Here is a 22,114-nt window from a genome sequence, read left to right as displayed (position 1 = left end):
ACGCGGGGTATCACGAGATGTCGACATCTCGTGGCGCTTGGGGTTCTCAGGTGGAGTGGGTCTTGAGCCAGTCCATGGCCGGGGCACAGGCGTCGAGGACGGAGATGTGCCCGTCGCCGGGGCGGAGCCACAGTTCCGCCCGCCGGAGCCGGGGGAGCAGCCTGTCGGCGTGCGAGGGCGGCACGACTCGGTCTTCACCGCCTTGCACGAGCAGAACCGGCGCGGTGACGGCGGCCAGGTCGAAGCCCCATGGGGCGGCGTAGGCGACGTCGTCGTCGATCAACCCGTCAGGGCCGGCGCTGCCGGCCAGCTGGGCGTCGGCTCCCAGTGAGGCCCAGGTGTCGGATAACGCCGCCCAGTCGGCATCGGTGAAGTTGTCCGGGTCGAACCTTTCCGACGTGGCGAAGTGGGCTCGCGCGTCCCGTCCCTTGGCGGCCGCTTGCAAACCGCCGGGGGACGTCATGCCCGCGGACCAGTCGAAGTCGTCGGCGAACCGGGGCGGGGCTCGCCAGGCAAACCACGCCGGTCACGCGGCCGGGGAGCAGCGCGGCACACGCGAGGGCGTGCGGTCCGCCGCCGGAGGCTCCCATGACCGCGAACCGATCGACGCCGAGCGCGTCGGCCAGCTGGGCGACGTCGTCAGGCGCACGTTTCGTTCCACTGCCATCGCCGCAGCGTAGCGGCGGCGATCACGGGGTGACCATCTGCTTCCGGACGAGGTCACCCATGGCGATCCACTGCCCGCCGAGTCCGAATTGGACGATCATATTCCGCGGAAATGCAATTGACGTTCGTGGATATGTCAGCGATGATGAATGTACGCAGTCAAACGGAGGAAAAATCATGACGGACGCGCGGGAGCGAGGCAGGTGGCGCCGGTATGGCAGCGCCGCGATCGCCGTCGTGTGCTCGTCGAACGACCATCGCGAGGCCAGTTCCTGGCCCGAATACAAGCTACTGGGCCGCGCGTGCTCCCCACCATGACGTATATAGTCGTGAGGTCGAGGGAGCCGCCCATCGGGAAACCGATCCGGGCGGCTTTCTCTATTCGGTGCGTCCGAAAAACAATTCCCTGATGTCGGTGAGCTTGGGAAGTGGTGCGGTTTCCAAAACCGTTTCCCGGGGGTTCGAGTCCCTCCACCGGCGCTCGACACCACCCCATTAACGAAAGGAGGTGCCCTGTGGGCGTCCTCGTCCTCAACGCCTCCTACGAGCCCCTGCAGGTGGTTTCCGTCCCGCACGCGGTCCGGATGCTGGTGCGCAACGTCGCCGAGATCCACGAAGCCGACATGGGGTCGCCGTTCGGTCTCTTCCCCCGGCCCAGGGTCGTGCGCTTGCTGCGTTACGTCGTCACGCGGTGGCGGTACAACCGTCCGCCGCGGTGGTCGCGCCGTGGGGTGCTCGTGCGTGACGGCCACCGGTGCGCCTACTGCGGGCGCCACGCCGACACCGTCGACCACATCCTGCCGCTCAGTCGCGGCGGGAAGCGGACCGACTGGCTCAACACCGTCGCCGCGTGCGGCGGATCGGCGCGCAGCTGCAATGCTCGCAAGGCCGACAAGCTTCCCGCGGAAGCCGGAATGCGACTGAAGTCCACGCCGTATGTCCCGACCTGGGACGAACTGCACCACAGCTCGGCCGTACCCGCGGCCGCCTGAACATCGTGGCACGCCCTGAAAGCCACGTCACCCGCGCACCCCTCGCGGCCGAAGGCGAAGCGTTCACCGACAACGATCTCGAGACCATGGTGGCGGCCGGGCGGCAACGCGGCGCCGCGGGGATTTCCCCGTTCTCCCACCGGCATGTCCTGCTGCTGCACACTTCGCTCACCTTGCGCGAGGTGCACGAGGTGGCCAAGCCGCACGACATCGACAGCCTCATGCACGCGCTGCGGTGGATGCCCCCGCAGGGATTGGCGGCACAGGTGGGGTCGTGAGTGGCAACAAGTGTTCTAACACTCGTAAACACTCACGACAGCCGCCCACCTGGCCGGGCGTTCGTCCGCACTCTGCCGCTGGTCCATGACTGCTGGCAGGGAGTGTCGCTTACTCCGCTGATGTCCGATTTACCTGCGCGAGACAGGTTTGTGTTCGGTGCTGTTTCTTCTTGTTGAAACATGTTAGTAATCCAACGTACCTGTCAGTCACCCAATGCCGTGTCTCGGTCAGGAAGGGAAGCCATGCAACGTCCATCTCCGCGGTCGCTCGCCTTGGTCCTCCTCATGGTTCTCTCCGTCTTCGTCTTGCCCTCCGGGATCGCGACGGCCCGGTCCGCCGAGCCCGGCGCGGTGGTGCACGGCCTGAAGGGCGAGTACTTCCGCATGTCCGCACCGGGTGCGCGCGACTTCGCACAGCTCGGTGGCGTGGTGCTGGACCCGAACATCGACTTCCCCGGGCTCACCGGGACCTTCGAATCGCTGACCGGGCAGACCGAACACACGACCGCCCGCTGGACCGGCAAGCTCACCGGCCCGGAGACCGGCGACTACACGTTCTCCCTCATCGGCGACAACGGCTTCCGGTTCTCCGTCGACGACGCTCTCGTGATCGACCACTGGGTCGGCGACTGGGACGTCGAGCAGAACAGCCGGCCCGTGCACCTGGTGGCCGGTGAAGCGCACGACGTGAAGCTCGAGCTGTTCCAGGACACCGGCGGCGCGAACGCGTTCCTCCGCTGGGCGAGTTCCACCACGCCCAAGCAGATCGTGCCGGAGTCGGCGTTCACCCCGCCGGACGGTTTCCAGGTCTACCCGGTCGACCTGTCGGTCGCCGAGGATGGGCTGAAGTTCACCGCCGACTTCGAGAACGACGTCACCTCGCTCGGCCAGGCGGCGACCCACGTCACCGTCGAGGCCGACACCACCCCGATGCCCGTCAAGTCCGTGGTGCTCGCTCCCCAGGACCGGTCGCAGGTCATCGTGACCCTCGCCCAGCCGATCCAACGCGGCCAGCGGGTCCGGTTCTCCTACGACGGCGTCGGCGGACTCACCATCGGGGGCGAGGCCGTGCCGCAGATCGTCCGCACCGCGGTCAACGCCTCCACCCATCGCCTGACCACCGAGTGGGGCGACAAGCTCGACCGCGACCACCCGCTGCCCGAGTACCCCCGGCCCCAGCAGGTCCGCAAGGAATGGCTGAACCTGAACGGCCAGTGGGAGTTCGCCGGCGCCGCGGCTGGCGAGCAGCCGGTGTTCGGCAAGACGCTCCGCGAGCGGATCACCGTGCCGTTCCCGGTGGAGTCCCAGCTTTCCGGGCTGGAACGCCACGAGGACCACATGTTCTATCGCAAGCTCGTCACCGTGCCGAGGGATTGGCGCGTCGGGTCGGGGGAGCGGTTGAAGCTGAACTTCGGGGCGGTCGACAACAACGCGCGGGTCTGGGTCAACGGCAAGCTCGTCACCGAGCATTCCGGGGGCTACACGGCGTTCACCGCCGACATCACCGACGCCGTGCGCGGACGCGGCCCGCAGGAGATCGTCGTCGCGGTCACCGACACGACCGGACCGGACCAGCCCATCGGCAAGCAGTCGAGGAATCCCGGCGGCATCGTCTACACGCCGTCTTCCGGTATCTGGCAGACAGTCTGGCTGGAGCCCGTCCCCGACGTGGCGATCGACGACGTCGTGTCCACTCCGGACCTCGCCGCGAACGCGCTGACCGTGCAGGTCAAATCCGCTTCAGCTGCGTCGTCGGCTCGGGTCACCGCGATTGCCCGTGATACCAAGGGAAAGGTTGTCGGCGGCGTGACGGGAGCCGCCAACAAACCGCTCAGCTTGCGGATCCCCATGCCGCATCTGTGGAGCCCGGACGACCCGTACCTCTACGACCTGGACGTCACGCTCACCCAGGGCCGCAGCCGCGACTCCGTGGGCAGCTACTTCGGCATGCGGTCGATCTCGGTCCAGAACGTCGGCGGGTTCCAGAAACTCGTGCTCAACGGTTCGCCGATCTTCTCCCTGGCCATGCTGGACCAGGGTTTCTGGCCCGACGGGCTCTACACCGCGCCGAGCGACGAGGCGTTGCGCTGGGATCTCAAGGCCCAGAAGGACCTCGGGTTCAACGCGGTGCGCAAGCACATCAAGATCGAACCCGCCCGCTGGTACCACCACGCCGACAAGCTGGGATTGCTGGTGTGGCAGGACTTCGTGTCCGCCGACATCACCGGCACCCAGGGCCAGGAAGCGTTCCTCACCGAGGGGCGCCGGGCCATGGAACAGATCCACGACTCTCCCGCGGTCATCGGCTGGGTGGTGTTCAACGAGGGCTGGGGCGAGTGGAACCGCGAGGAGACCGGCCGCATCGCCGAGTCGGTCAAGGCCGCCGATCCCAGCCGGATCGTGAACGCGCACAGTGGCGTGAACTGCTGCTCCTCCAAGGGAGACTCCGGCAAGGGTGACGTCATCGACCATCACGACTACCTCAACCGCGAGGCGCCGTACCCCGACGCCAAGCGCATCGCGATGGACGGCGAGCACGGCGGTTTCACCTTGCGGACGCCGGGTCACATGTGGCCGGGCGCCCCGGCGGCGATCTACAGCGGGGTCAAGGACAAGGCGGCGCTGACGGCGAAGTACGTCGAGAACACGCAGACCTTCTACCTGGCGGCCGCGGGAGCCGAACTGTCCGGCTCGGTCTACACCCAGGTCACCGACCTGGAGACCGAGCTCAACGGCCTGTGGACCTACGACCGGCGGGAGATCAAGGTCGATCCCGGGCCGGTGCGGGAAATCAACCGGAAGGTCATCCGCGCCGGGGCCAAGGCGGCCGAGGACGCCACCTTCCCCGGACGCGGCGACTGGGCACTGGACGAAGGCACCGGCACCACGGCCCGCGACCGGAGTGGCGGTACGAGCACGTTGACGTTGCAGGGCAACACTTCCTGGGTGCCCGGCGTGCGGGGAACCGCCCTCAAGTTCGACGGCGACGGCGATTTCGCCGAGACGGCGGCCCCGGTGCTCGACACCACCCGCGACTACTCGGTGGCCGCATGGGTGACCCTGGACAAGCTGCCGGGCAACTACGCCACCGTGGTCAGCCAGGACGGGCGGCAGACAGAGAACCCGTTCTACCTCCAGTACGGCCAGGGCGCGTTCGCGTTCAGCACGCCGGGCGGGAACCGGGCGCGGCTGGCCGTCACGCCGGAGCTGAACCGCTGGTACCACCTGGTCGGCGTGCGTGACCACACCACCGGTGAGGTGCGGCTGTTCGTCGACGGCCGGCGGGTCGGCGCCGCCCCCGCGGGACCCGATGGCGTGAGTACGGGTCCGCTGTCCGTCGGACGGGCGAAGTACGCGGGCAGCAACGGCGACTACTGGTCCGGCGCGGTGGACGCCGTCCACGGCTACAGCAGCGCGCTGACCGATCAGGAGGTCGCGGACCTGTACGCCGCCGAGCGTTCCTGACACTCGCGTCCGGGGTGGCTTCGCGCCACCCCGGACGCGGTGCGCCGTAACGGTTGTGGTGTTACGGCGTCAGGAACTCGCGCGTCGACAAGGCCCGCGAGACGATCCGGACGTCGCCGATCCAGCCGTAGAAGCCCTGGCCGTACTGCCCGGTGAACTGGGTTCCGCCGAGGACGAACGGTTTGCCCATGGTGGTGATCCCGCGTGATTCCTGGGTGGGGTTGCGGGCGATCTTCGATCCGTCGACGTAGATCACCGTGCGGCGGCCGTCGTTGACCACGGCCAGGTGGATCCACCGTCCCACCGGAAGGGCATGGCTCCATGACGTCGGATCGGCGTCGCGGTGGCGGGGCCCGCCCGCGCAAGGTCATCCGGCCGCGGGACCTCCGCCATCTGTCGACAGATGGCGGTAATCGGCGACGCCGGTGGGGCTCAGCCGGCGATGGCGTTCAGCACGGCCAGCTCGACCTCGGGAAGCGTCAGCGCGGCACCGGTGACGTTCTCGCGCAGGTGCGCGACGGACGAGGTGCCCGGGATGAGCAGGATGTTCGGCGAACGCTGGAGCAGCCAGGCCAGCGCGACGGACATCGGGGTGGCGCCGAGCCGGCCGGCGACAGCGCTGAGTTCCTCGGACTGGAGCGGGGAGAAACCGCCGAGCGGGAAGTAGGGCACATAGGCGATGCCCTGCGCGGCGAGCGAGTCGAGCAGCTCGTCGTCGACCCGGTGGGCCAGGTTGTAGTAGTTCTGCACGCACACGACCGGCGCGATGGTCTGTGCCTCGGCGACCTGCTCGGCGGTCACGGTGCTGAGACCGAGCTCCTTGATCAGCCCGTCTTCCCGCAGTTCCGCGAGCACGGCGAACGGCTCGGCGATCGAGCCGGGAGTCGGCGCGTCGAAGGCCCCGACGCGCAGGTTCACGACGTCGAGCGCGTCCAGGCCGAGCCGGTCCAGGTTGTCGCGCACGGCCTGGCGCAGCTGCTCGGGAGCCAGCGCCGTGGGCCAGCCGCCCTCGGCGTCGCGCAGTGCCCCGACCTTGGTGACGATGCGCAGCGAGCCGGGGTATGGGTGCAGGGCTTCCTTGATGATCTCGTTCGTGACGTATGGGCCGTAGTAGTCACTGGTGTCGATATGGGTGATCCCCAGTTCGACCACTTCGCGCAGCACGGCCACGGCGGCGTCGCGGTCGGCGGGCGGGCCGAACACGTGCGGGCCCGCCAGTTGCATCGCGCCGTATCCCATGCGGGTGACTGTCAGGCTCTCGCCCATGGTGAAGGTGCCGCCGGGAAGTGCTTTCGTGGCCATGAGCGCCAGTTCATCACACTCCGATCAGTCGCGCGAAACAGGCGGCGGTCAATGGCCGTGGGTGCGGCCGCTCTGGTAGTCGGTGTAGGTGTACGGGTTGTCGAGGACCTTCGTCTCGGGCACTTCCGGGTTCATTCCCTGCTGCCACGCCGTTTCCCCGAGCTGCCCGCGGAGATGGTCGACGGTCTGCTCGACCGTCCGGCGGACCGCGGCGAGGTCGGCGCCGACCAGCCGGCCGTCCCGTTTCACGATCCGCCCGTTCACCAGCACGGTGTGCACGTCGCCGCGCTGTGCCTGGAAGACCACGTGGCCGTACGGATTGAGCAGGGGGAACGACACCGGTGAGTGGTCGTTCTTGAGCAGCACGACGTCGGCCTTCTTACCGATCTCGATGCTCCCGAGTTCCGACTCGCGACCCAGGGCCTTGGCGCCGCCGCGGGTGGCCCACTCCACGACCTGCTCGGCGCGCAGCGATGCGTGGGTGACGGTTTCGCCCTTCGCGTGCGCCTCCAGGTGTTCGCGGGACCGGTCGGCGCCCAGCGTCGCGCGCATGGCGGAGAACAGGTCGCCGCTCCACCAGACCGACGTGTCCATGGACAGCGAGACGGGGATCCCGTAGGTGCGCAGCGCCCAGGTGGGCGGATACCCCTGGCCCGCGCTCTGCTCGCTCTCGGTGGACACGGAAGCCGAGCCGCCGGTCGCGGCGATCCGGTGGTAGGAGTCCGCCGAGAGCGAAGCGCTGTGCACGTAGATCGTCTCGGGGGTCATGAACCCGTTGTCGTGCATCAGTTTGATGCCGTCGTCGCCGGTCGCGCCCCAGACCCCGGCGTGCGTGGTCACCGGCACGCCGAGCTCGCGGGCGACCTCGAAGGCGGGCTTCTCCGGGAAAGCGGGATCGCCAGTGACGTCGAAGGCGATCTGGAAGCCGAGCAGGTCGCCGCCGGTCATGCGCCGGGAGACGAAGTCGCGGAACTCCGGCGTGCCTGTCCAGGTCGCGGGGGAGTCCTGGATGTTGCCGTAGGCCAGCGCGAACCGGCCGGGCACTGCCTGCAACGCGTCGACGGCGGCGTCGGCGTGCTGCGTGGTCTGCAGTCCGTGCGACCAGTCCACAGTGGTCGTGACACCGGCGTCGAGCGCCTCCAGCGCGCCGAGCAGGTTGCCCGCGTAGATGTCCTCCGGGCGGAAGACCTTGCCCCATTCGAGGTAGTACCAGACGAAGTACTGCGTCAGCGTCCAGTCGGCGCCGTAGCCGCGCATGGCCGTCTGCCACAGGTGGCGGTGCGTGTCGATCATCCCCGGCATGACGATCCCGCCGGTCGCGTCGATCTCGACGGTGCCTTCGGGGACCTCCAGCGCGGGACCGATCGCGGCGATCTTGTCGCCGACGATCAGGACGTCGTGTCCGGTGAGGACCTGCCGGGTGGCGTCGAGCGTGAGCACGGTGCCACCTCGCAGGACGACCGGACGGCCCGAGGTGTCATCGGTGGGCTGCGTCATCGCTGCCTCTCCTCCACGCGTTCTGCGTACACTTGTCCGTTAGGCGGACGTCTGGTGGGTGCAGTCACCCTTACGCAGCACCCCTCCCGGTGTCAATCACTTCCCGGCACCGCGTTCGCCTCGTCGGCGCGCTGACTGCCCGGATCGCGGTCAAGGGCGGCTACGCTGCGCGTTGAGTCCGTTTCGGAGGAGAGGTCGTCATGCCACGCGAGGGAACCGGTCCCGACTTCATCGAGGCCTTGGCGCGCGGGCTCGAGGTGATCACCGCGTTCCGGCCCAACCAACCGGCGATGACGCTCGCCGAGGTTGCCTCGGCGGCGAACCTGGCCCGTCCGACCGCCCGCCGGATCCTGCTCACCCTCGAGGAACTCGGGTACGTGCGCGCCGCCGAACGCGGCTACTCGCTGACGCCGCGGGTCCTGGACCTCGGCGTCGCCTACGTGCGCTCGACCGGCCTGTGGGAAATCGCCCGCCCCCATCTCGAGCGCCTGGTCGCGCGCACGAACGAATCGTGCTCGATCGCGCAGCTCGACGGGTCGGACATCGTGTACGTGGCGCGGGTGGCGGTGCCGAAGATCGTGTCGCTGGCGGTACAGATCGGCACCCGGTTCCCGGCTTTGCCGACTTCGCTGGGAAAGGTCCAGCTCGCGGCTCTGCCGCCCGACGAACTGGACGCCGTGCTCGCTCAGCCGACCCGCTCCGGGCTGGTGGCGCGGTGGCAGCCGGGCCGGGCCGAACGCGACGCCGAACTGCGCGAGGTCCGAGCGCGCGGCTGGGCACTGACCGACGAACAGCTCACCCTGGGGATCCGGTCGGTGGCGGCACCGCTGCGCGACGGGACCGGCCGGGTGATCGCCGGCGTCAACGTCAACTGCCACGCCGCGGAGACGGCGGTGGAGCGGCTTCTGGAGCACCACTTGCCGCTGCTGCTGCAGGCCGCGGGGGACATCAGCGCCGACTTCGCCCGGCTGCAGGACGTCCCGCACGTCACCGTGCCCGCCGTCTCCTGACCCGGCGTCACGGAGCTCCCAGCCCTTGACCGCGGCGACGATTCCGGCGCAGACTGGGCTGCGGACATCAGTCCGCTAGACGGACATCTGGAAGCGAGGGCCCTCGTGAACGACGCCGCACCGGAAGCGGCCACCGCGCCCGGCCCGTTGTCCGGGGTGCTGGTCGCGGACTTCTCGCGCGTGCTCGCCGGCCCTTACGCCACGATGCTGCTCGCCGACATGGGCGCCGAGGTCATCAAGGTCGAAGGCCCGCAGGGCGACGAAACGCGCACCTGGATGCCCCCGGTGCGCGAGGAGGTCTCCACCTACTACCTCGGGGTCAACCGCGGGAAACGCTCGATCGCGCTCGACCTCCGCGACGGGGCCGACGCCGCGATCGCCCGCGAACTCGCCCACCGCGCGGACGTGGTGATCGAGAACTTCAAGCCCGGCGGACTGGCGAAGTACGGTCTCGACTTCGATAGCGTCAACGTGGTCAACCCCGGCGCCGTCTACGCGTCGATCAGCGGGTTCGGCTCGGGCGAAGGCAGTCACGTGCCCGGCTACGACCTGATGGTGCAAGCCATCTCCGGGCTGATGAGCCTGACCGGCGCGCCGGACGGGCCGCCGTTCCGGGCCGGTATCTCGGTGTTCGACGTGATGGCCGGAAACCACGCGGTGATCGGCATTCTCGCCGCGCTGCGCCACCGCGACGCGACCGGGGAAGGGCAGCACGTCGAAGTCAACCTGCTCTCGTCGGCGTTGACCGGGCTGGTCAACCACAGCTCGGCCTACGCCGCCGGTGGGGTGGTGCCGTTCCGGATGGGCAACGCCCACCCCAGCGTCTTCCCGTACGAGCCGCTGCCGACCGCCGACAACGACCTGATCGTCGCCGCGGCGAACGACGGGCAGTTCCGCAAACTGTGCGAAGTCCTTGACCTGCCGGACATTCCCGACGATCCGCGGTTCGCGCACAACGCCGATCGCACCCGCAACCGCGAGGAACTGCGACCGATCCTCGAGCGGCGGCTCGCCACCCGCGGCGCGGCGGACTGGTTCGAGGCGCTCACGAAGGTCGGTGTGCCGTGCGGCCCGATCAACACCATCGACGGCGGTTTCGCGATGGCCGAACGCTTCGGGCTCGACCCGATCGTCGAGGTCGGCGAAGGTGACCGCGCGGTGCCGACCACCCGGCATCCCATCCGGTTCTCCGCCACGCCCGCCGCGTATCGGCTGCCACCGCCCGAACTCGACGAGCACGGTGCCGAGCTGCGGGCCTGGCTGACCACCCGGCCGAAGGGCGACCATGGCTGACGAGCACGTCTACGAGACCGCCCTCGGCGCCTCTTCGCGAGACAAGATCACGCTGCTCGGCCAGGATCTCGCCGAGGACGTCATGGGCAAGGTCGGGTTCGGCGAGCTGGCGTTCTGGCTTGCCACACAACGACGTCCGACGCCAGGGGAGACCCGGGTCTTCGAAGCGGTGCTGGCCGCGCTGGCCGACCACGGATTCACCCCGACGGCGATCGTCACGCGCCTGACGTACCTCTCCGCGCCCGACTCGGTCCAAGGCGCGCTCGCCGCCGGGCTGCTCGGCGGCGGCTCGCGTTTCCTTGGTGTCACCGAGGATTGCGGCCGTTTCCTCCACGACGTGCTCACCTCCGTCGACGGCGAGTTGCCGTCGGACGACGCCGGTTGGGACGCCCTTGCCCTGAAAACCGTCGAGACGCGGCGCGCCGAACGCAAGTTCGTCCCCGGTCTCGGGCACCACGTGCACAAGGACGGCGATCCGCGCACCGCGCGGCTGTTCCGGATCGCCACGGAAGAACAGCTCTACGGTCCGCACCTGTCGCTGTTCGCCGCGATCGGCCGCGTGCATCCGCAGGTGCTCGGGAAAACGTTGCCGCTCAACGGAGCCGGTGTCTGCGGTGCCGCTTTGGCCGATCTCGGCCTGCCACTGGAACTGCTGCGCGGGTTCGCGTTACTCGCCCGTACGGCAGGGTTGATCGGGCAGCTCGCGGAGGAACTTCGCCATCCGGTCGCCAACGACATCTTCCTGTCTGTGGACCTCAACAACCGTTCCGTGGCACCGGATCCCGAACCGCCCGCACAGTCCTGAACTGGGCTGACTGGCCTGAACTGCCCTGATCTGAAAGCGCTGAGAGGAACGACGATGCAGCTCGTCACCGAGGACAACATCACCGAACTCGCCGCGGCGCGGTGGGCGACCGCCCACGACCCGCGGACCGCCGAAGTGATGGGTGCCCTCGTCCGCCATTTGCACGCCTTCGCGCGTGAGGTGCGCCTGAGCGAAGCCGAGTGGATGGCGGCGATCGGGTGGCTCACCGCGACCGGGCAGATCAGCGACGAGAAGCGCGAGGAGTTCATCCTCGCCTCCGACGTGCTGGGCCTGAGCATGCTGGTCGTGCAGATGAACCACGCCTTCGCCGAAAAGGCGACCCCCGCCACCGTGCTCGGCCCGTTCCACATCGACGGTTCACCGGAACTGGCGTACGGCGGCGACATGTCCGACGGGCTCCCGGGTGTCCCGCTCTACATCACCGGTGTGGTCCGCGGGCTCGATGGTTCCTCCGCCGGTGGCGCGGTTCTCGACGTTTGGCAGGCCGACGAGGAAGGCGCGTACGAGTCGCAGATCCCGGACATCGACGAGGCACGGCTGCGCGCGAAGTACACCACGCGCGCCGACGGCGGCTACTGCCTGCGGACCATCGCGCCCAAGGGCTACTCGATCCCGATGGACGGCCCGGTCGGCGAGCTCATCGGCCGTACCGACATCAGCCATTTCCGGCCCGCGCACGTGCACTTCCTGATCAACGCGGCGGGCTACGAGCCCCTGATCACCCATCTTTTCCAGGAGGGCGCCGAATATCTCGACAGCGACGTCGTGTTCGGCACGAAACAGGAACTGCTCGTCGCCTTCGAGCACCGGGAGCCGGGCCCGACTCCCGACGGCGCGGAATCCGCCGAGCCGTGGCTCGAAGCACGGTACGACTTCGTCCTGCAGCCGACGTCATGAGGTAAACACTTGTAAACACTCACGACCCCCCTGACCAGCGGAACCTTTCAACGATCCCGGCATTGAAACGCCGTCGCAGCGGCGACGCCGGTGGCGTATCCCTCCGCAGGTCACACCCTCGCATCGTCGTAGTCGAGGGAGGTGGACAGTGCGCGGAACGCGCCGATCTGCTCGCTCAGGTCGGCGATCTTCTGCTCGGCGAGCCCGATCGAGTCGGCACCGGCCATGAAGCGACGCGGCGGCCGCGCGACGCCGGCGATCGTGACCAGCGCGTGCCCGAGCTTCGACGGGTCGCCGGACTGCTGCCCGTTCTGGGCGGTCCACCACTTCAGGGTTTCGGCTGTGCGCTCGGCGTAGTCGTCGACCGAGAGGTCGCCGTAGGACACCGACGCGTCCTCGAGCAGTTCGGTGCGGAAGAAGCCGGGCTCGACGATGGTCGTGTGGATCCCGAACGGCGCGACCTCCGGGGCCAGCGACTCCATCCAGCCCTCCAGGCCGAACTTGGACGCGGCGTAAGCCGAGGTGAACTCCATCCCGGTCAGCCCGGCGGTCGACGAGATCGTCATGACCAGTCCCGAGTGCTGCCCGCGCATCACCGGCAGCACGGCGCGCGTGACGGTGACTGGGCCCAGCAGGTTCGTGGTGAGCTGCCGCTCGAACGCCGCCAGGCTGATCTCCTCGAAGAAGCCCATCTGGGCGGTGGCCGCGTTGTTGACCAGCACGTCGATCCGGCCGAACCGGTCGACAGCCGCCCGCACGGCGGTTTCGGCGTCGTCCGCGCTGGTGATGTCGAGCTTGACCACGAGCAGGTCGACGGCTTCTCCTACGGCGGCGCGGACCCGTTCGGGATCGCGTCCGCCGGCCACGACCGCGTGCCCCGCGGTGAGCGCGGCCTTGGCGATGTCGACGCCCATCCCGCGCCCGGCGCCGGTGATGAACCAGACCTTCTTGTCCGTCATGTCTTTGTGTCCTTCGTTGTCGATGAGCTGGTCACCACCGATGCAACCGGGCGCGGCGCGCGCGTGGGAGTGTCGCTTGTCCCAGGTAACGGCAGAACCTCCCAGCCGCCGGCGCGCAGTCGTAGCCTGGAGCTCGTGGACAACAGGGACGACATTCGCCAGTTCCTGGCGACCAGGAGGGCCAGGATTACCCCGGAACAGTCCGGGCTTCCCCTCTACGGCGGGAACCGCCGGGTCGCCGGCCTGCGCCGCGAGGAAGTCGCATTGTTGGCCGGGGTCAGCGTCGACTACTACACCCGCCTCGAGCGGGGCAACCTCAGCGGCGTCTCCGAGAGCGTGCTCGACGGGGTCGCCCGAGCCTTGCAGCTCGACGAGGCCGAGCGCGCGCACCTGTTCGACCTCGCCAAGGCGACCAACTCGACACCGCGGACGCGCCGCAGGCGGCCGGCTCAGCAGCGGATCCGGCCGGGCGTACAGCGCATTGTCGACGGGATGACGGACTCACCGGCGTTCGTGCGCAACGGACGCCTCGACGTCCTCTCGATCAACCGGCTCGGCCGCGCGCTCTACGCACCGCTCTTCACCGATCCCGCCCGGCCGGTCAACCTCGCGCGATTCGCTTTCCTCGACCCGCAGGCGGTCGAGTTCTATCCAGAATGGACGGACGCGGCGAACACGACCGTCGCGCTCCTGCGCACCGAAGCCGGACGCGACCCCTACGACAAAGGCCTCTCGGACCTCGTCGGCGAGCTTTCCACCCGCAGCGACGAGTTCCGCACCCGCTGGGCCGCGCACAACGTCCGGCTGCATCAGACCGGCGCCAAGCGGTTCCACCACCCCGTCGTCGGCGATCTCCGCCTCGACTTCGAGGCCATGGATCTCTCCGCCGATACCGGCCTGACCTTGACCGCCTACAGCGTCGAGCCCGGATCGGCGTCGCACGACGGGCTCAAGCTTCTCGCGACTTGGGCCGCCACCCTCGACCAGCAGGACCGGGCCGAAGCCGCGGACGAGAACGCGCCATAGTGTTCCTGAATTACTGCCAGTGCTTCGCGTATTTGCGCCGGTACTTGAGATCGGGTTCGTCCTCGATCAAGGCGCGGGCGACCGTCTCGATTTCGGGATCCTCGACGGCGTCGTGAAGCCGGCGAAGGCTTTCGACGATGTCGCTGCGGACCAGGGTTCCGTTCTTCTCCGAAGCGCTTTCCCCGTACCGGTGTTCGAGTGCTTTCACGACGGCTTGGCGCTGTGCCGGAGTGCCGAGGCCGATCTTCCACAGTGACTTGAGACTGTGCCTCGCCGTGACGAAGCGTTCGTCCTTGGTCACCTTCATCAGCGCGTCGAGGTCGCCGAGAATGCGTTCCGCCGGGTCATGTGCGGCCAGGTTGCACAGGATCTGGGCCGCGATCGCCCGGTTGTGGTTGTCCGCGTGGGTGAGGTTGGCGACCACCTCGTCCCAGGCGTCCGGTGTCCACGGCACCGGACCCTCGGTCGCCGCCATCAGTTCGGTGTAGGCGGCGTTCTGGCGTGGCCGGTCGGAGACCCACAGCTCGTCGAAGGCCGGGGGAAGTGCATTACCCATGATCGCTACGCCCTCCTCGAGTGGTAGTGGAACGTATCACTCCGTCCGCCGCACTCGCGGTGTCGCTGGAGCCGTTGTGGACGTCGTAGTACATCCTGATGGCCGCGATCGTGGCGCCTTCGATGGTGTACTGCCGCTCGACCACCGGTCGCGCAAGGAAGGCAGCAGGGTGGAGCTCGGGCTGATCGGGCAGGCGGCCGGGATGTTCGCGGTCACGAACGTCGACGACATCGTGCTGCTGGCGCTGTTCTTCGGGCAGGCGGCCGGACAGCGCGGCGGCGCCGTGCGGGTGGTGGCGGGGCAGTACCTGGGTTTCGCGGGAATCCTCGCCGCCTCGATCGTCGGCGCGCTCGGTGCCGGTCTGCTGCCGGACGCGGTGATCCCGTACCTCGGTCTGCTGCCGTTGCTGCTCGGACTGCGCGCGGCCTGGCAGGCGTGGCGCAGCCGCCAAGGCGTCGACCAGGAAACAGTCACGGCCGGCACCGGGCCGACGGTGCCGGCCGTCGCGGCGGTGACTTTCGCCAACGGCGGCGACAACATCGGCGTCTACGTCCCGGTTTTCGCCACCGCCGGCACCGGCGGCCTGGTGGTGTTCGCGGTGGTGTTTCTCGTGCTGGTGGCCGTCTGGTGTGCCGCGGGGCGGTTCTTCGCCACCCGGCCGATCATCGCCCGCGGCCTGTCCCGCTGGGGGCATGTCGTGCTTCCCGTGGTGCTGATCGGAATCGGGCTGGTGATCCTCGTCGAAGGCGGTGCCTTCGGCTTCTGAGGAGCGAGCTCGCCGGGATCCTGGAACGGGCATACCAGGGCAAGATCGTTCTCGCGGCGTCCTGACCGGTAGTCGACTGGACAAGAATATGCAGACCGGTCTATTTTCTAGCCATGGCGGTCAAGGGTGACGAGACACGGGCGCGGCTGATCGAGGCGGCTCGGACGCTCGTGGAAGCGAAGGGCTATCACGGCACCGGTCTCAACGAGGTGCTCGTGCTGGCCGACGCTCCACGCGGTTCGCTCTACCATCATTTCCCCGGCGGCAAGGACCAGTTGGTCGGCGAGGCACTGGCCACCGCGGGCCGGGAGGTCGACGGCATCGTGGGGGAGCTGGCCACGAAGGCAGCCACCTCCCGTGAGCTCGTACTGGGCCTGCTGGACGCGCTGGCCGACAGGATGGTGGCGGCGGGTTACGCCAAGGGCTGCCCGGTGGCGACCGTGGCACTGGAGGTCGCCGCGACCAACGACGACCTCCAGTCGATCTGCGGCGGCATCTACGCGGGCTGGCAGCGGGCACTCGCCGACGCTCTCCAAGCAGACGGTCACGCGGCGGCCGAAGCCGAAGATCTCGCGGCGACGGTGCTCGCACTGGTCGAAGGCGCGTTGGTGCTGGCCCGTGCGAGCCGGAGCCGGATTCCCGTCGAACGGACAAGTCGCCGTATCGCCAAACTGCTCGACGTCGACTGATCAGGGGGTGGTGGGATGGAAGAGACTTCGCCCGGCGCACCGGATGCCGTGATATTCGGTGCGACCGGTTTCCTCGGCAGGTGGACGCTGCTGCACCTGCTGGAGCAGGGCCGCACGGTCGCGGCGGTCGTCCGTCGCGAGGGCGGGCTACGCGCGTGGTTGCACGACCACGGCGAGCCCGCTGAACGGCTTACCGTGATCACCGGTGATCTCACCGCCGGTCCGGCTCTGGGACTGAGCGCGGCGGACGACGAGCGACTCGCCGCCGTGCAAGACGTCTTCAATACCGCCGCCCTCTACCGGTTCGGGCTGCGGCGCGAGGAGGCCGGCGCGGTCAACGTCGAGGGCGCGCTCAACGTCCTGCGCTGGGCCGCCACCAGACCCCGCCTGCGCAGGCTCGTCCACGTGTCCGGTTACCGGGTCGGGCTGGACCCGCGACCGCGGTATCCGATCCCGGAAGCCGAACTCGTGAAGCTGTACCGGAGGAAAGGGGCTTACGAAGGCTCCAAAACCGAAGGCGACGCGGCCGTGCGAGTCGTCGCAGCGCACCTGGGCGTACCGCTGACCGTGGTCAATCCCAGCAGCGTGATCGGCCACTCGGCCACCGGCGAGACCGGTCAGTACATCGGCTTGGCCGAACTGGTCCGCGACCTGTGGGCAGGCCGGCTCCCGGCGCTACCCGGAACCGCCCACACGTTCGTGCCCGTCGTGACCGTGGACTACTTCGCCCGTTTCCTGGCCGCGATTCCCGAACACGACCCGGCGCCCGGCGGCCGGCACTGGGTACTCGACGGCAACACCCCGGGCCTGACCGAGATGATTCGCCTCCTCGCCGGTCATCTGGGCGTACGGGCGCCGCGGCTCCACATATCGGTGGCCCTGCTCCGCCGCCTCCCCGCCGCGTTGACCGGCGCCAACCCCGAGACCTTGGCGTTCCTGACCGAGGACCGCTACGACACCGCATCGGCCGACAGGGTCGCCAACGCCGCCGGACTCCGGCACGCTCCTGTCGAGACGGCGCTGCGCCGCTGGGCCGACCGACTGGTGGCCGACGACTTCGGGATGGGCCCGGCGTACGCGAGCCAGGCGCGCCGCGCTTCGACGAGCCAGGCCGCGGAGTCGTAGAAGGAGTCGTCCGCCGGGCGGGCGGATCTGGGCGTCCGCTTGGCGGAACTCCGCGTTCATTGTTTCCCCTGGTCCGTTCTATCGGCTAGAACTTTATGTCAGCGCTCCGATAATCGATCAGGGTGGGCGCAATTCGGCAACCTTGAATATGGTAAATGAATTTGCGTAATTAGATAATGAAACGAACGACTTCTGTTTCGTGGCTTTATCGGACCGTTTCCCGTGGTCATTTCCGGTTGCCTCACGGCGGCCCTCGAGTCCTGGTCATGATCGGTTCGAGCCCGAAATCACGATAAATCCTTGACAGCATGAATCGCATGCTGTCAAGGATTTTTGTTTGGAAATTTCATGTGCATCTGAATGGGGAAACGGTGTACGGTGGGCTGACCGGAGGGGCATATCTGCTCCGCCGCGGCCGCTCCGCAGTTTTCCGGAGTAATCGGGAGTCAGCTTTGAAAACACAGTCAAGTTCGGCCATAGAAACGTCAGCGCTCGTCAAGGCCTTCGGCAAGACCCAAGCCGTCGACGGCGTCGACCTCGTCGTGCCGGCCGGTGGGGTATACGGCTTCCTCGGCCCCAACGGCGCGGGCAAGACCACGACCATCCGCATGCTCGCCACGCTGCTCCGTCCGGACGGTGGTTCGGCGAAGGTCTTCGGGCACGACATCGTGCGAGAGGCGGACGCGGTACGCCGCCGGGTGAGTCTCACCGGGCAGTTCGCCTCGGTGGACGAAGGCATCACCGGCTTGGAGAACATCGTCCTCGTCGCGAGACTGCTGGGGCATTCCTGGGCCGACGCCAAAGCGCGGGCCAGTCAGCTGCTCGAAGCGTTCGGCTTGGCCGAGGCGGGCGACCGCCTGGTGAAGGGGTATTCCGGGGGAATGCGGCGCCGGTTGGACATCGCGGCGAGCATCGTGGTCACCCCGGACCTGTTGTTCCTGGACGAGCCGACAGCCGGGCTCGACCCGCGCAGTCGCAAGCAGGTCTGGGAAATCGTCCGGGCGCTGGTCGCCGCCGAGACCACGGTCCTGCTCACCACGCAGTACCTGGAGGAGGCCGATCAGCTCGCCGATCGGATCGCGGTGATCGACCACGGGAAGGTCATCGCCGAGGGGACCCCCGGTGAGCTCAAGTCTTCGGTCGGCACGGGCGCGCTGAACGTGCGGCTGGACGACCCGGAGAGCAGGCCCGCGGCCGAGCGGGTGCTCCATCAGGCCTTGGGCGTGCCCATCCACCTCGAATCGGATCCGGTCGCGCTGTCGGCCCGTATCACCGACCCGGAAAGGGTTTCGCTGGCGCTTACCGAACTGTCCAGGTCCGGAGTCGTGATCACCAATTTCGCGCTCGGTCAGCCGAGCCTGGACGAGGTTTTCCTGGCGCTCACGGGCCGCCGGGCCGAAGAAGAGGTCACCACCAAAGAGGAGGCACTAGCGTGATGGCACCAACCTCGACGAAATCGGCGGATGACGTACTCGCGGAATCGCTGCCCAGGGTGCTGGCGGTCCGCGAAAGACCGGGCAGGCCGGGGCCGCTGTCCGCGTCGCTCACGCATTTCTGGCGGGCCATGCTGGGTTTCAAGCACGGGCCCGGCCAGTTGATCGACATGATCCTGTTCCCGTTCATCTTCCTGCTCGTGTTCACGTTCCTCTTCGGTGGCGCGATCGGCGGGTCCACGGGCGCCTACCTGCAGGACTTCCTGCCGGGAATCCTCGTCCAGACGGTGGTGATGATGTCGGTCTACACCGGGACCGCCCTCAACACCGACATCGTCAAAGGCATTTTCGACCGGTTCCGCACGCTGTCGTTCTGGCAGCCGGCCACCATCGTCGGCAGCTTGATGGCCGACATGGTGCGCTACGTGATCGCGCTGACCCTGACCATCGCGGCGGGCATGCTGATCGGCTTCCGGCCGTCCAGCCTGTTCGGATGTGTGCTGGCCGTGCTGGTCCTGATCCTGTTCGCGTTCAGTGTCAGCTGGGTCTTCGCCGCGCTGGGCGTGATCGCGAAGGCGCCCGAGACGGTCTCGTCGCTGAGCATGATCGTGATGTTCCCGCTGGTCTTCGCCAGCAACGTCTTCGTGCCCACGGAGAGCATGCCGGGGGTGATGCGGGCGATCGCCGAGGTCAACCCGATCAGCGTCGCGGCGACCGCGGCGAGAGGCCTCATGCACGGAACCGTGACGGCAGGCCAGATCACCTGGGTGGTCCTGATCTCAGCGGGGATCCTGGCGGTGTTCGGTCCACTGACGATGTACCTGTACGGCAACAAGAACAACCACTAGCCGCGTCGTGAGTTCGGCGGGACCAGCCGGCTTGGGTGGGTGGCTCGTGAATGGCAACGAGTGTTCTCACTTGTTGCCACTCACGACCTGTCACAAAGTGTCCGCCCCATGGGGCCGGGCCGCGACAGGTGCAGCACACTCCCCTCGCCGTCGGCGGACAGGTGGAGCGACCCGTCCGGGCCCACCGCCAGACCGGCGAACGGCCGCGGCCCGCCGGTCAGCACCACCGGTTCGCGGCCGTCCTGGAACAGCTTGAGCAGACGGCCGCCCGGCCGCATCTCGTTGACGAACAGCCGGTCGCCCACACAAGCGATTCCATTGGGCACCAACACTTCTTCGGACACCAGGGTGTACTCGCCGTCCGGGCCGAAGGCGAGGTCGTCCGGTGACTGGACCGGGCCGTCCATCGGCACCACGGTCTCGACCTCGCCCGAGACGATGTCGACCGCACTGATCAGCCCGGCCAGGAACTGCGCCACGTACAGCCGTCCATCGGGACCGAACGTGACACCGTTGGAGCCCCAGAGCCGGTTCGGCCCGGTGAGTCGCCGAACATCTCATCGCGTACTCGTCGGGCACGTCGATCCAGTCATTCCGGGTCCGCCATGACGTCGTCCATGCCGCCGCTGGTGCGCCACTGCCGGAGCAGTTCGTGGAACGCGACGGGACCGTCGGCGAACGAGAAACCGCGCTGGAACGGCTTGCCTTCGTTGTTGTAGTAGCCAGGGGTGCATTCGACCTGGAACTGGTACCGGTCCGGGGCGTTCCGCCGGATCGCGTCCACCCAGCCACTTTCGGCTTCGGCGCTCGGTTCGATCCGGTGGGCGCCACGTTTGCGGGCTTCGGCGACGACCTCGCCGATATGCGTCGCCTGCTCGTCGAGGACGTGCACGAAGTTGACCGAACTCGCGTTCTGCAGCGGACCGAGGTGGAACAGGTTCGGGAAACCGTTGCTGTAGAAGCCATGCAGGGTCCGCGGGCCGCTGCTCCAGTGCTGCAGCAGTGAAACGCCGTCGCGGCCGTACACCGGGAGCCGTCCGGCCAGCACGTCCGAGATGCCGACCTCGAACCCGGTGGCGAAGACGATGCAGTCGACCTCGTACTCTTGATCGCCGACCACAATGGACTTTTCGGTGACCCGTTCCACGCCGCCGTGATCGGCGGTGTCGACCACGGTCACGTTGGGGCGGTTGAACGTCTGCAGGTAGTGGTCGCTGAAGGTGGGCCGCTTGCACATGTAGCGGTACCAGGGCTTGAGTGTCTCCGCCGTGGCCGGGTTCTCGATCTCGGCGGCCACGCGGGCGCGCAGCTCGTTCATCTTCTGGAAGTCGGCGATCTCTCCGGCACGTTCCCGTTCGTCAGGGGGAAGATCGGCGTAGGCGTTAGTCGGGATGAGCTCCGCGAGCAGGCGGGCACTGCTGGTCCAGCGGTCGGCCACCAGGTCCTCCTCGACCTGACCGCCGCTGACGACCGAGAGGAAGTTGTCCCGGCGCTGGCGGTGCCAGCCCGGGGTCAGCGATCGGGCCCAGTCCGGGTCGGTGCGGTGGTTTCCCCGCACGTCGACCGTCGACGGCGTGCGCTGGAAGACGTACAGGTGCTGGGCGTCGCGGCCCACGTGCGGCACGACCTGGATGGCGGTGGCGCCGGTGCCGATGACGGCGACCCGCTTGTCGGCCAGCCCCACGAGGCCGCCGTCCGCGTCGCCGCCGGTGTAGTCGTAGTCCCACCGGCTGGTGTGGAACGTATGGCCCGCGAAGGTCTCGATGCCCGGGATACCGGGGAGTTTGGGCTGGTCGAGGGTTCCGCTCGACACGACCACGTACCGCGCCCGCATCACGTCGCCGCGGTCGGTGCGGACGACCCATTCGTCCGCGTCGTCGTCCCAGCGGAGTTCCTGGACGGCGGTCTGGAAACAGGCGTCCCGGTAGAGGTCGAACTTCCGGCCGATCGCCTGGGCGTGCCGGAGGATCTCCGCGCCCGGGGCGTACTTCCACTCGGGCACACAGCCGACTTCTTCGAGCAGCGGAAGGTACACATAGGACTCGATGTCGCAATGGATGCCGGGGAAGCGGTTCCAGTACCAGGTCCCGCCGAAGTCGCCGGCTTTCTCGATCACGCGGATGCTCTCGACGCCCGCCTGGCGCAATCGCGCCGCGGCGAGCAGGCCGCCGAAGCCGCCGCCGATGACCACCGCTTCGACCTGGTCGTGCAAGGGCTCGCGGTTGGCGGTGGAGCCGGCGTACGGGTCGGCGGCGTAGTAACCGAACTCGCCCGTCGCGCGCTGGTACTGGGCGCTGCCGTCCGGGCGGAGGCGCCGGTCGCGTTCGGCCCGGTATTTCGCGCGCAGGGCGTCGGGGTCGAAATCCAGTTGGGCAGGGATCAACGGGGTACCGGAGGGGGACATGCTTGCCTTTCTGGACGGGAGATCACTGACACCAGGTAAGCCATTTTCGGCCCACTAGTCAAGCAAGTGATTTAAATTCAGG

21 protein-coding genes, 1 tRNA gene and 1 pseudogene are annotated in these 22,114 nt (G+C 68.2%); 14 read left to right on the top strand and 9 right to left on the bottom strand.

Annotated elements, in window-relative coordinates:
- Positions 1 to 46: 46 nt before the first annotated feature.
- Positions 47 to 463 (bottom strand): alpha/beta hydrolase family protein, encoded by a 417-nt coding sequence (locus VGP60_RS19940; protein ID WP_327549546.1) that lies wholly within the window; start codon positions 461 to 463, stop codon positions 47 to 49.
- A 1-nt stretch (position 464) separates the two neighbouring features.
- Positions 465 to 626 (bottom strand): annotated as a pseudogene (locus tag VGP60_RS41755) (hypothetical protein); the annotation flags it as partial.
- Positions 627 to 1,077: 451 nt separating this feature from the next.
- On the opposite strand from VGP60_RS41755, the gene VGP60_RS19930 reads away from it, so the two are divergent.
- From VGP60_RS19930 to VGP60_RS19915, 4 genes are all read left to right on the top strand, one after another.
- Positions 1,078 to 1,146: transfer RNA gene (locus VGP60_RS19930), tRNA-Trp, on the top strand.
- Between the two features lie 35 nt (positions 1,147 to 1,181).
- Positions 1,182 to 1,658, top strand: a complete 477-nt coding sequence (locus VGP60_RS19925; protein WP_327549544.1) for an HNH endonuclease — start codon at positions 1,182 to 1,184, stop codon at positions 1,656 to 1,658.
- Between the two features lie 5 nt (positions 1,659 to 1,663).
- Positions 1,664 to 1,936: a hypothetical protein gene (locus VGP60_RS19920; protein ID WP_327549543.1), complete on the top strand. Its 273-nt coding sequence runs from the start codon at positions 1,664 to 1,666 to the stop codon at positions 1,934 to 1,936.
- Between the two features lie 285 nt (positions 1,937 to 2,221).
- Positions 2,222 to 5,401, top strand: a complete 3,180-nt coding sequence (locus tag VGP60_RS19915) for a LamG-like jellyroll fold domain-containing protein (RefSeq protein ID WP_327549542.1) — start codon at positions 2,222 to 2,224, stop codon at positions 5,399 to 5,401.
- A gap of 61 nt (positions 5,402 to 5,462) precedes the next feature.
- Here the strand turns inward: VGP60_RS19915 and VGP60_RS19910 are convergent, their stop codons facing one another.
- The 3 genes from VGP60_RS19910 to VGP60_RS19900 form a co-directional block, all read right to left on the bottom strand.
- Positions 5,463 to 5,705: a LamG-like jellyroll fold domain-containing protein gene (locus VGP60_RS19910; protein WP_414640382.1), complete on the bottom strand. Its 243-nt coding sequence runs from the start codon at positions 5,703 to 5,705 to the stop codon at positions 5,463 to 5,465.
- A 128-nt stretch (positions 5,706 to 5,833) separates the two neighbouring features.
- Positions 5,834 to 6,703 carry an aldo/keto reductase family oxidoreductase gene (locus VGP60_RS19905; protein WP_327549541.1) on the bottom strand — a complete coding sequence of 290 codons (870 nt, stop codon included), beginning with the start codon at positions 6,701 to 6,703 and terminating at the stop codon, positions 5,834 to 5,836.
- Positions 6,704 to 6,751: 48 nt separating this feature from the next.
- The gene (locus VGP60_RS19900; RefSeq protein ID WP_327549540.1) at positions 6,752 to 8,200 is read right to left on the bottom strand and encodes an amidohydrolase family protein; all 1,449 of its coding nucleotides are present in this window, start codon (positions 8,198 to 8,200) and stop codon (positions 6,752 to 6,754) included.
- A 200-nt stretch (positions 8,201 to 8,400) separates the two neighbouring features.
- On the opposite strand from VGP60_RS19900, the gene VGP60_RS19895 reads away from it, so the two are divergent.
- The 4 genes from VGP60_RS19895 to VGP60_RS19880 all read left to right on the top strand — a co-directional run bounded on the left by VGP60_RS19895 (position 8,401) and on the right by VGP60_RS19880 (position 12,226).
- Complete coding sequence (locus VGP60_RS19895; protein ID WP_327549539.1) at positions 8,401 to 9,210, top strand: IclR family transcriptional regulator domain-containing protein; 810 nt, start codon at positions 8,401 to 8,403, stop codon at positions 9,208 to 9,210.
- A gap of 105 nt (positions 9,211 to 9,315) precedes the next feature.
- Positions 9,316 to 10,503: a CoA transferase gene (locus VGP60_RS19890; RefSeq protein WP_327549538.1), complete on the top strand. Its 1,188-nt coding sequence runs from the start codon at positions 9,316 to 9,318 to the stop codon at positions 10,501 to 10,503.
- On the top strand, positions 10,496 to 11,308 hold the full coding sequence (locus tag VGP60_RS19885; RefSeq protein WP_327549537.1) for a citryl-CoA lyase: 813 nt from the start codon (positions 10,496 to 10,498) through the stop codon (positions 11,306 to 11,308). Before VGP60_RS19890 ends, VGP60_RS19885 begins: the two co-directional genes overlap by 8 nt.
- A gap of 54 nt (positions 11,309 to 11,362) precedes the next feature.
- Entirely contained in the window at positions 11,363 to 12,226 is an 864-nt protein-coding gene (locus tag VGP60_RS19880; RefSeq protein WP_327549536.1) for a dioxygenase, read from the top strand.
- Between the two features lie 110 nt (positions 12,227 to 12,336).
- Here VGP60_RS19880 and VGP60_RS19875 read toward each other — a convergent pair whose 3' ends face one another.
- Entirely contained in the window at positions 12,337 to 13,185 is an 849-nt protein-coding gene (locus VGP60_RS19875; protein ID WP_327549535.1) for an SDR family NAD(P)-dependent oxidoreductase, read from the bottom strand.
- Positions 13,186 to 13,311: 126 nt separating this feature from the next.
- Between VGP60_RS19875 and VGP60_RS19870 the strand changes: the two genes are divergently transcribed.
- Complete coding sequence (locus VGP60_RS19870) at positions 13,312 to 14,211, top strand: helix-turn-helix transcriptional regulator (RefSeq protein WP_327549555.1); 900 nt, start codon at positions 13,312 to 13,314, stop codon at positions 14,209 to 14,211.
- Positions 14,212 to 14,221: 10 nt separating this feature from the next.
- On the opposite strand, the gene VGP60_RS19865 is transcribed toward VGP60_RS19870, so the two are convergent.
- Positions 14,222 to 14,767 carry a hypothetical protein gene (locus VGP60_RS19865; protein ID WP_327549534.1) on the bottom strand — a complete coding sequence of 182 codons (546 nt, stop codon included), beginning with the start codon at positions 14,765 to 14,767 and terminating at the stop codon, positions 14,222 to 14,224.
- 169 nt (positions 14,768 to 14,936) lie between these two features.
- Between VGP60_RS19865 and VGP60_RS19860 the strand changes: the two genes are divergently transcribed.
- From VGP60_RS19860 to VGP60_RS19840, 5 genes are all read left to right on the top strand, one after another.
- A complete protein-coding gene (locus VGP60_RS19860; protein WP_327549554.1) occupies positions 14,937 to 15,533 on the top strand; it encodes a cadmium resistance transporter in 597 nt (198 codons plus the stop codon).
- A 113-nt stretch (positions 15,534 to 15,646) separates the two neighbouring features.
- Positions 15,647 to 16,222, top strand: a complete 576-nt coding sequence (locus VGP60_RS19855) for a TetR/AcrR family transcriptional regulator (RefSeq protein ID WP_327549533.1) — start codon at positions 15,647 to 15,649, stop codon at positions 16,220 to 16,222.
- A 15-nt stretch (positions 16,223 to 16,237) separates the two neighbouring features.
- Positions 16,238 to 17,347 carry an SDR family oxidoreductase gene (locus VGP60_RS19850; RefSeq protein WP_327549532.1) on the top strand — a complete coding sequence of 370 codons (1,110 nt, stop codon included), beginning with the start codon at positions 16,238 to 16,240 and terminating at the stop codon, positions 17,345 to 17,347.
- 452 nt (positions 17,348 to 17,799) lie between these two features.
- On the top strand, positions 17,800 to 18,783 hold the full coding sequence (locus VGP60_RS19845) for an ATP-binding cassette domain-containing protein (protein WP_327549531.1): 984 nt from the start codon (positions 17,800 to 17,802) through the stop codon (positions 18,781 to 18,783).
- A complete protein-coding gene (locus VGP60_RS19840) occupies positions 18,783 to 19,628 on the top strand; it encodes an ABC transporter permease (protein WP_327549553.1) in 846 nt (281 codons plus the stop codon). Before VGP60_RS19845 ends, VGP60_RS19840 begins: the two co-directional genes overlap by 1 nt.
- 80 nt (positions 19,629 to 19,708) lie before the next feature.
- Here the strand turns inward: VGP60_RS19840 and VGP60_RS19835 are convergent, their stop codons facing one another.
- Together VGP60_RS19835 and VGP60_RS19830 are read right to left on the bottom strand one after the other, a co-directional pair.
- On the bottom strand, positions 19,709 to 20,107 hold the full coding sequence (locus VGP60_RS19835) for a hypothetical protein (RefSeq protein WP_327549530.1): 399 nt from the start codon (positions 20,105 to 20,107) through the stop codon (positions 19,709 to 19,711).
- 110 nt (positions 20,108 to 20,217) lie between these two features.
- Positions 20,218 to 22,032, bottom strand: a complete 1,815-nt coding sequence (locus VGP60_RS19830) for an NAD(P)/FAD-dependent oxidoreductase (RefSeq protein WP_327549529.1) — start codon at positions 22,030 to 22,032, stop codon at positions 20,218 to 20,220.
- Positions 22,033 to 22,114 lie beyond the last annotated feature (82 nt).

The sequence above is a fragment of the Amycolatopsis sp. genome, assembly GCF_036008905.1.
Lineage (GTDB): Bacteria > Actinomycetota > Actinomycetes > Mycobacteriales > Pseudonocardiaceae > Amycolatopsis.
The sequence above is the reverse complement of the archived record's forward strand: the minus strand, read 5'-3'. Positions and strand labels throughout refer to the sequence as shown.

Excerpts from the sequence above, each read along its gene's own strand:
- VGP60_RS19830 (WP_327549529.1), bottom strand. The coding sequence starts at position 22,032 with ATGTCCCCCTCCGGTACCCCGTTGATCCCTGCCCAACTGGATTTCGAC.
- VGP60_RS19895 (WP_327549539.1), top strand. The coding sequence starts at position 8,401 with ATGCCACGCGAGGGAACCGGTCCCGACTTCATCGAGGCCTTGGCGCGC.
- VGP60_RS19875 (WP_327549535.1), bottom strand. The coding sequence starts at position 13,185 with ATGACGGACAAGAAGGTCTGGTTCATCACCGGCGCCGGGCGCGGGATG.
- VGP60_RS19850 (WP_327549532.1), top strand. The coding sequence starts at position 16,238 with ATGGAAGAGACTTCGCCCGGCGCACCGGATGCCGTGATATTCGGTGCG.
- VGP60_RS19905 (WP_327549541.1), bottom strand. The coding sequence starts at position 6,703 with ATGGCCACGAAAGCACTTCCCGGCGGCACCTTCACCATGGGCGAGAGC.
- VGP60_RS19885 (WP_327549537.1), top strand. The coding sequence starts at position 10,496 with ATGGCTGACGAGCACGTCTACGAGACCGCCCTCGGCGCCTCTTCGCGA.
- VGP60_RS19940 (WP_327549546.1), bottom strand. The coding sequence starts at position 463 with ATGACGTCCCCCGGCGGTTTGCAAGCGGCCGCCAAGGGACGGGACGCG.
- VGP60_RS19840 (WP_327549553.1), top strand. The coding sequence starts at position 18,783 with ATGGCACCAACCTCGACGAAATCGGCGGATGACGTACTCGCGGAATCG.
- VGP60_RS19855 (WP_327549533.1), top strand. The coding sequence starts at position 15,647 with ATGGCGGTCAAGGGTGACGAGACACGGGCGCGGCTGATCGAGGCGGCT.
- VGP60_RS19880 (WP_327549536.1), top strand. The coding sequence starts at position 11,363 with ATGCAGCTCGTCACCGAGGACAACATCACCGAACTCGCCGCGGCGCGG.
- VGP60_RS19915 (WP_327549542.1), top strand. The coding sequence starts at position 2,222 with ATGGTTCTCTCCGTCTTCGTCTTGCCCTCCGGGATCGCGACGGCCCGG.
- VGP60_RS19900 (WP_327549540.1), bottom strand. The coding sequence starts at position 8,200 with ATGACGCAGCCCACCGATGACACCTCGGGCCGTCCGGTCGTCCTGCGA.
- VGP60_RS19865 (WP_327549534.1), bottom strand. The coding sequence starts at position 14,767 with ATGGGTAATGCACTTCCCCCGGCCTTCGACGAGCTGTGGGTCTCCGAC.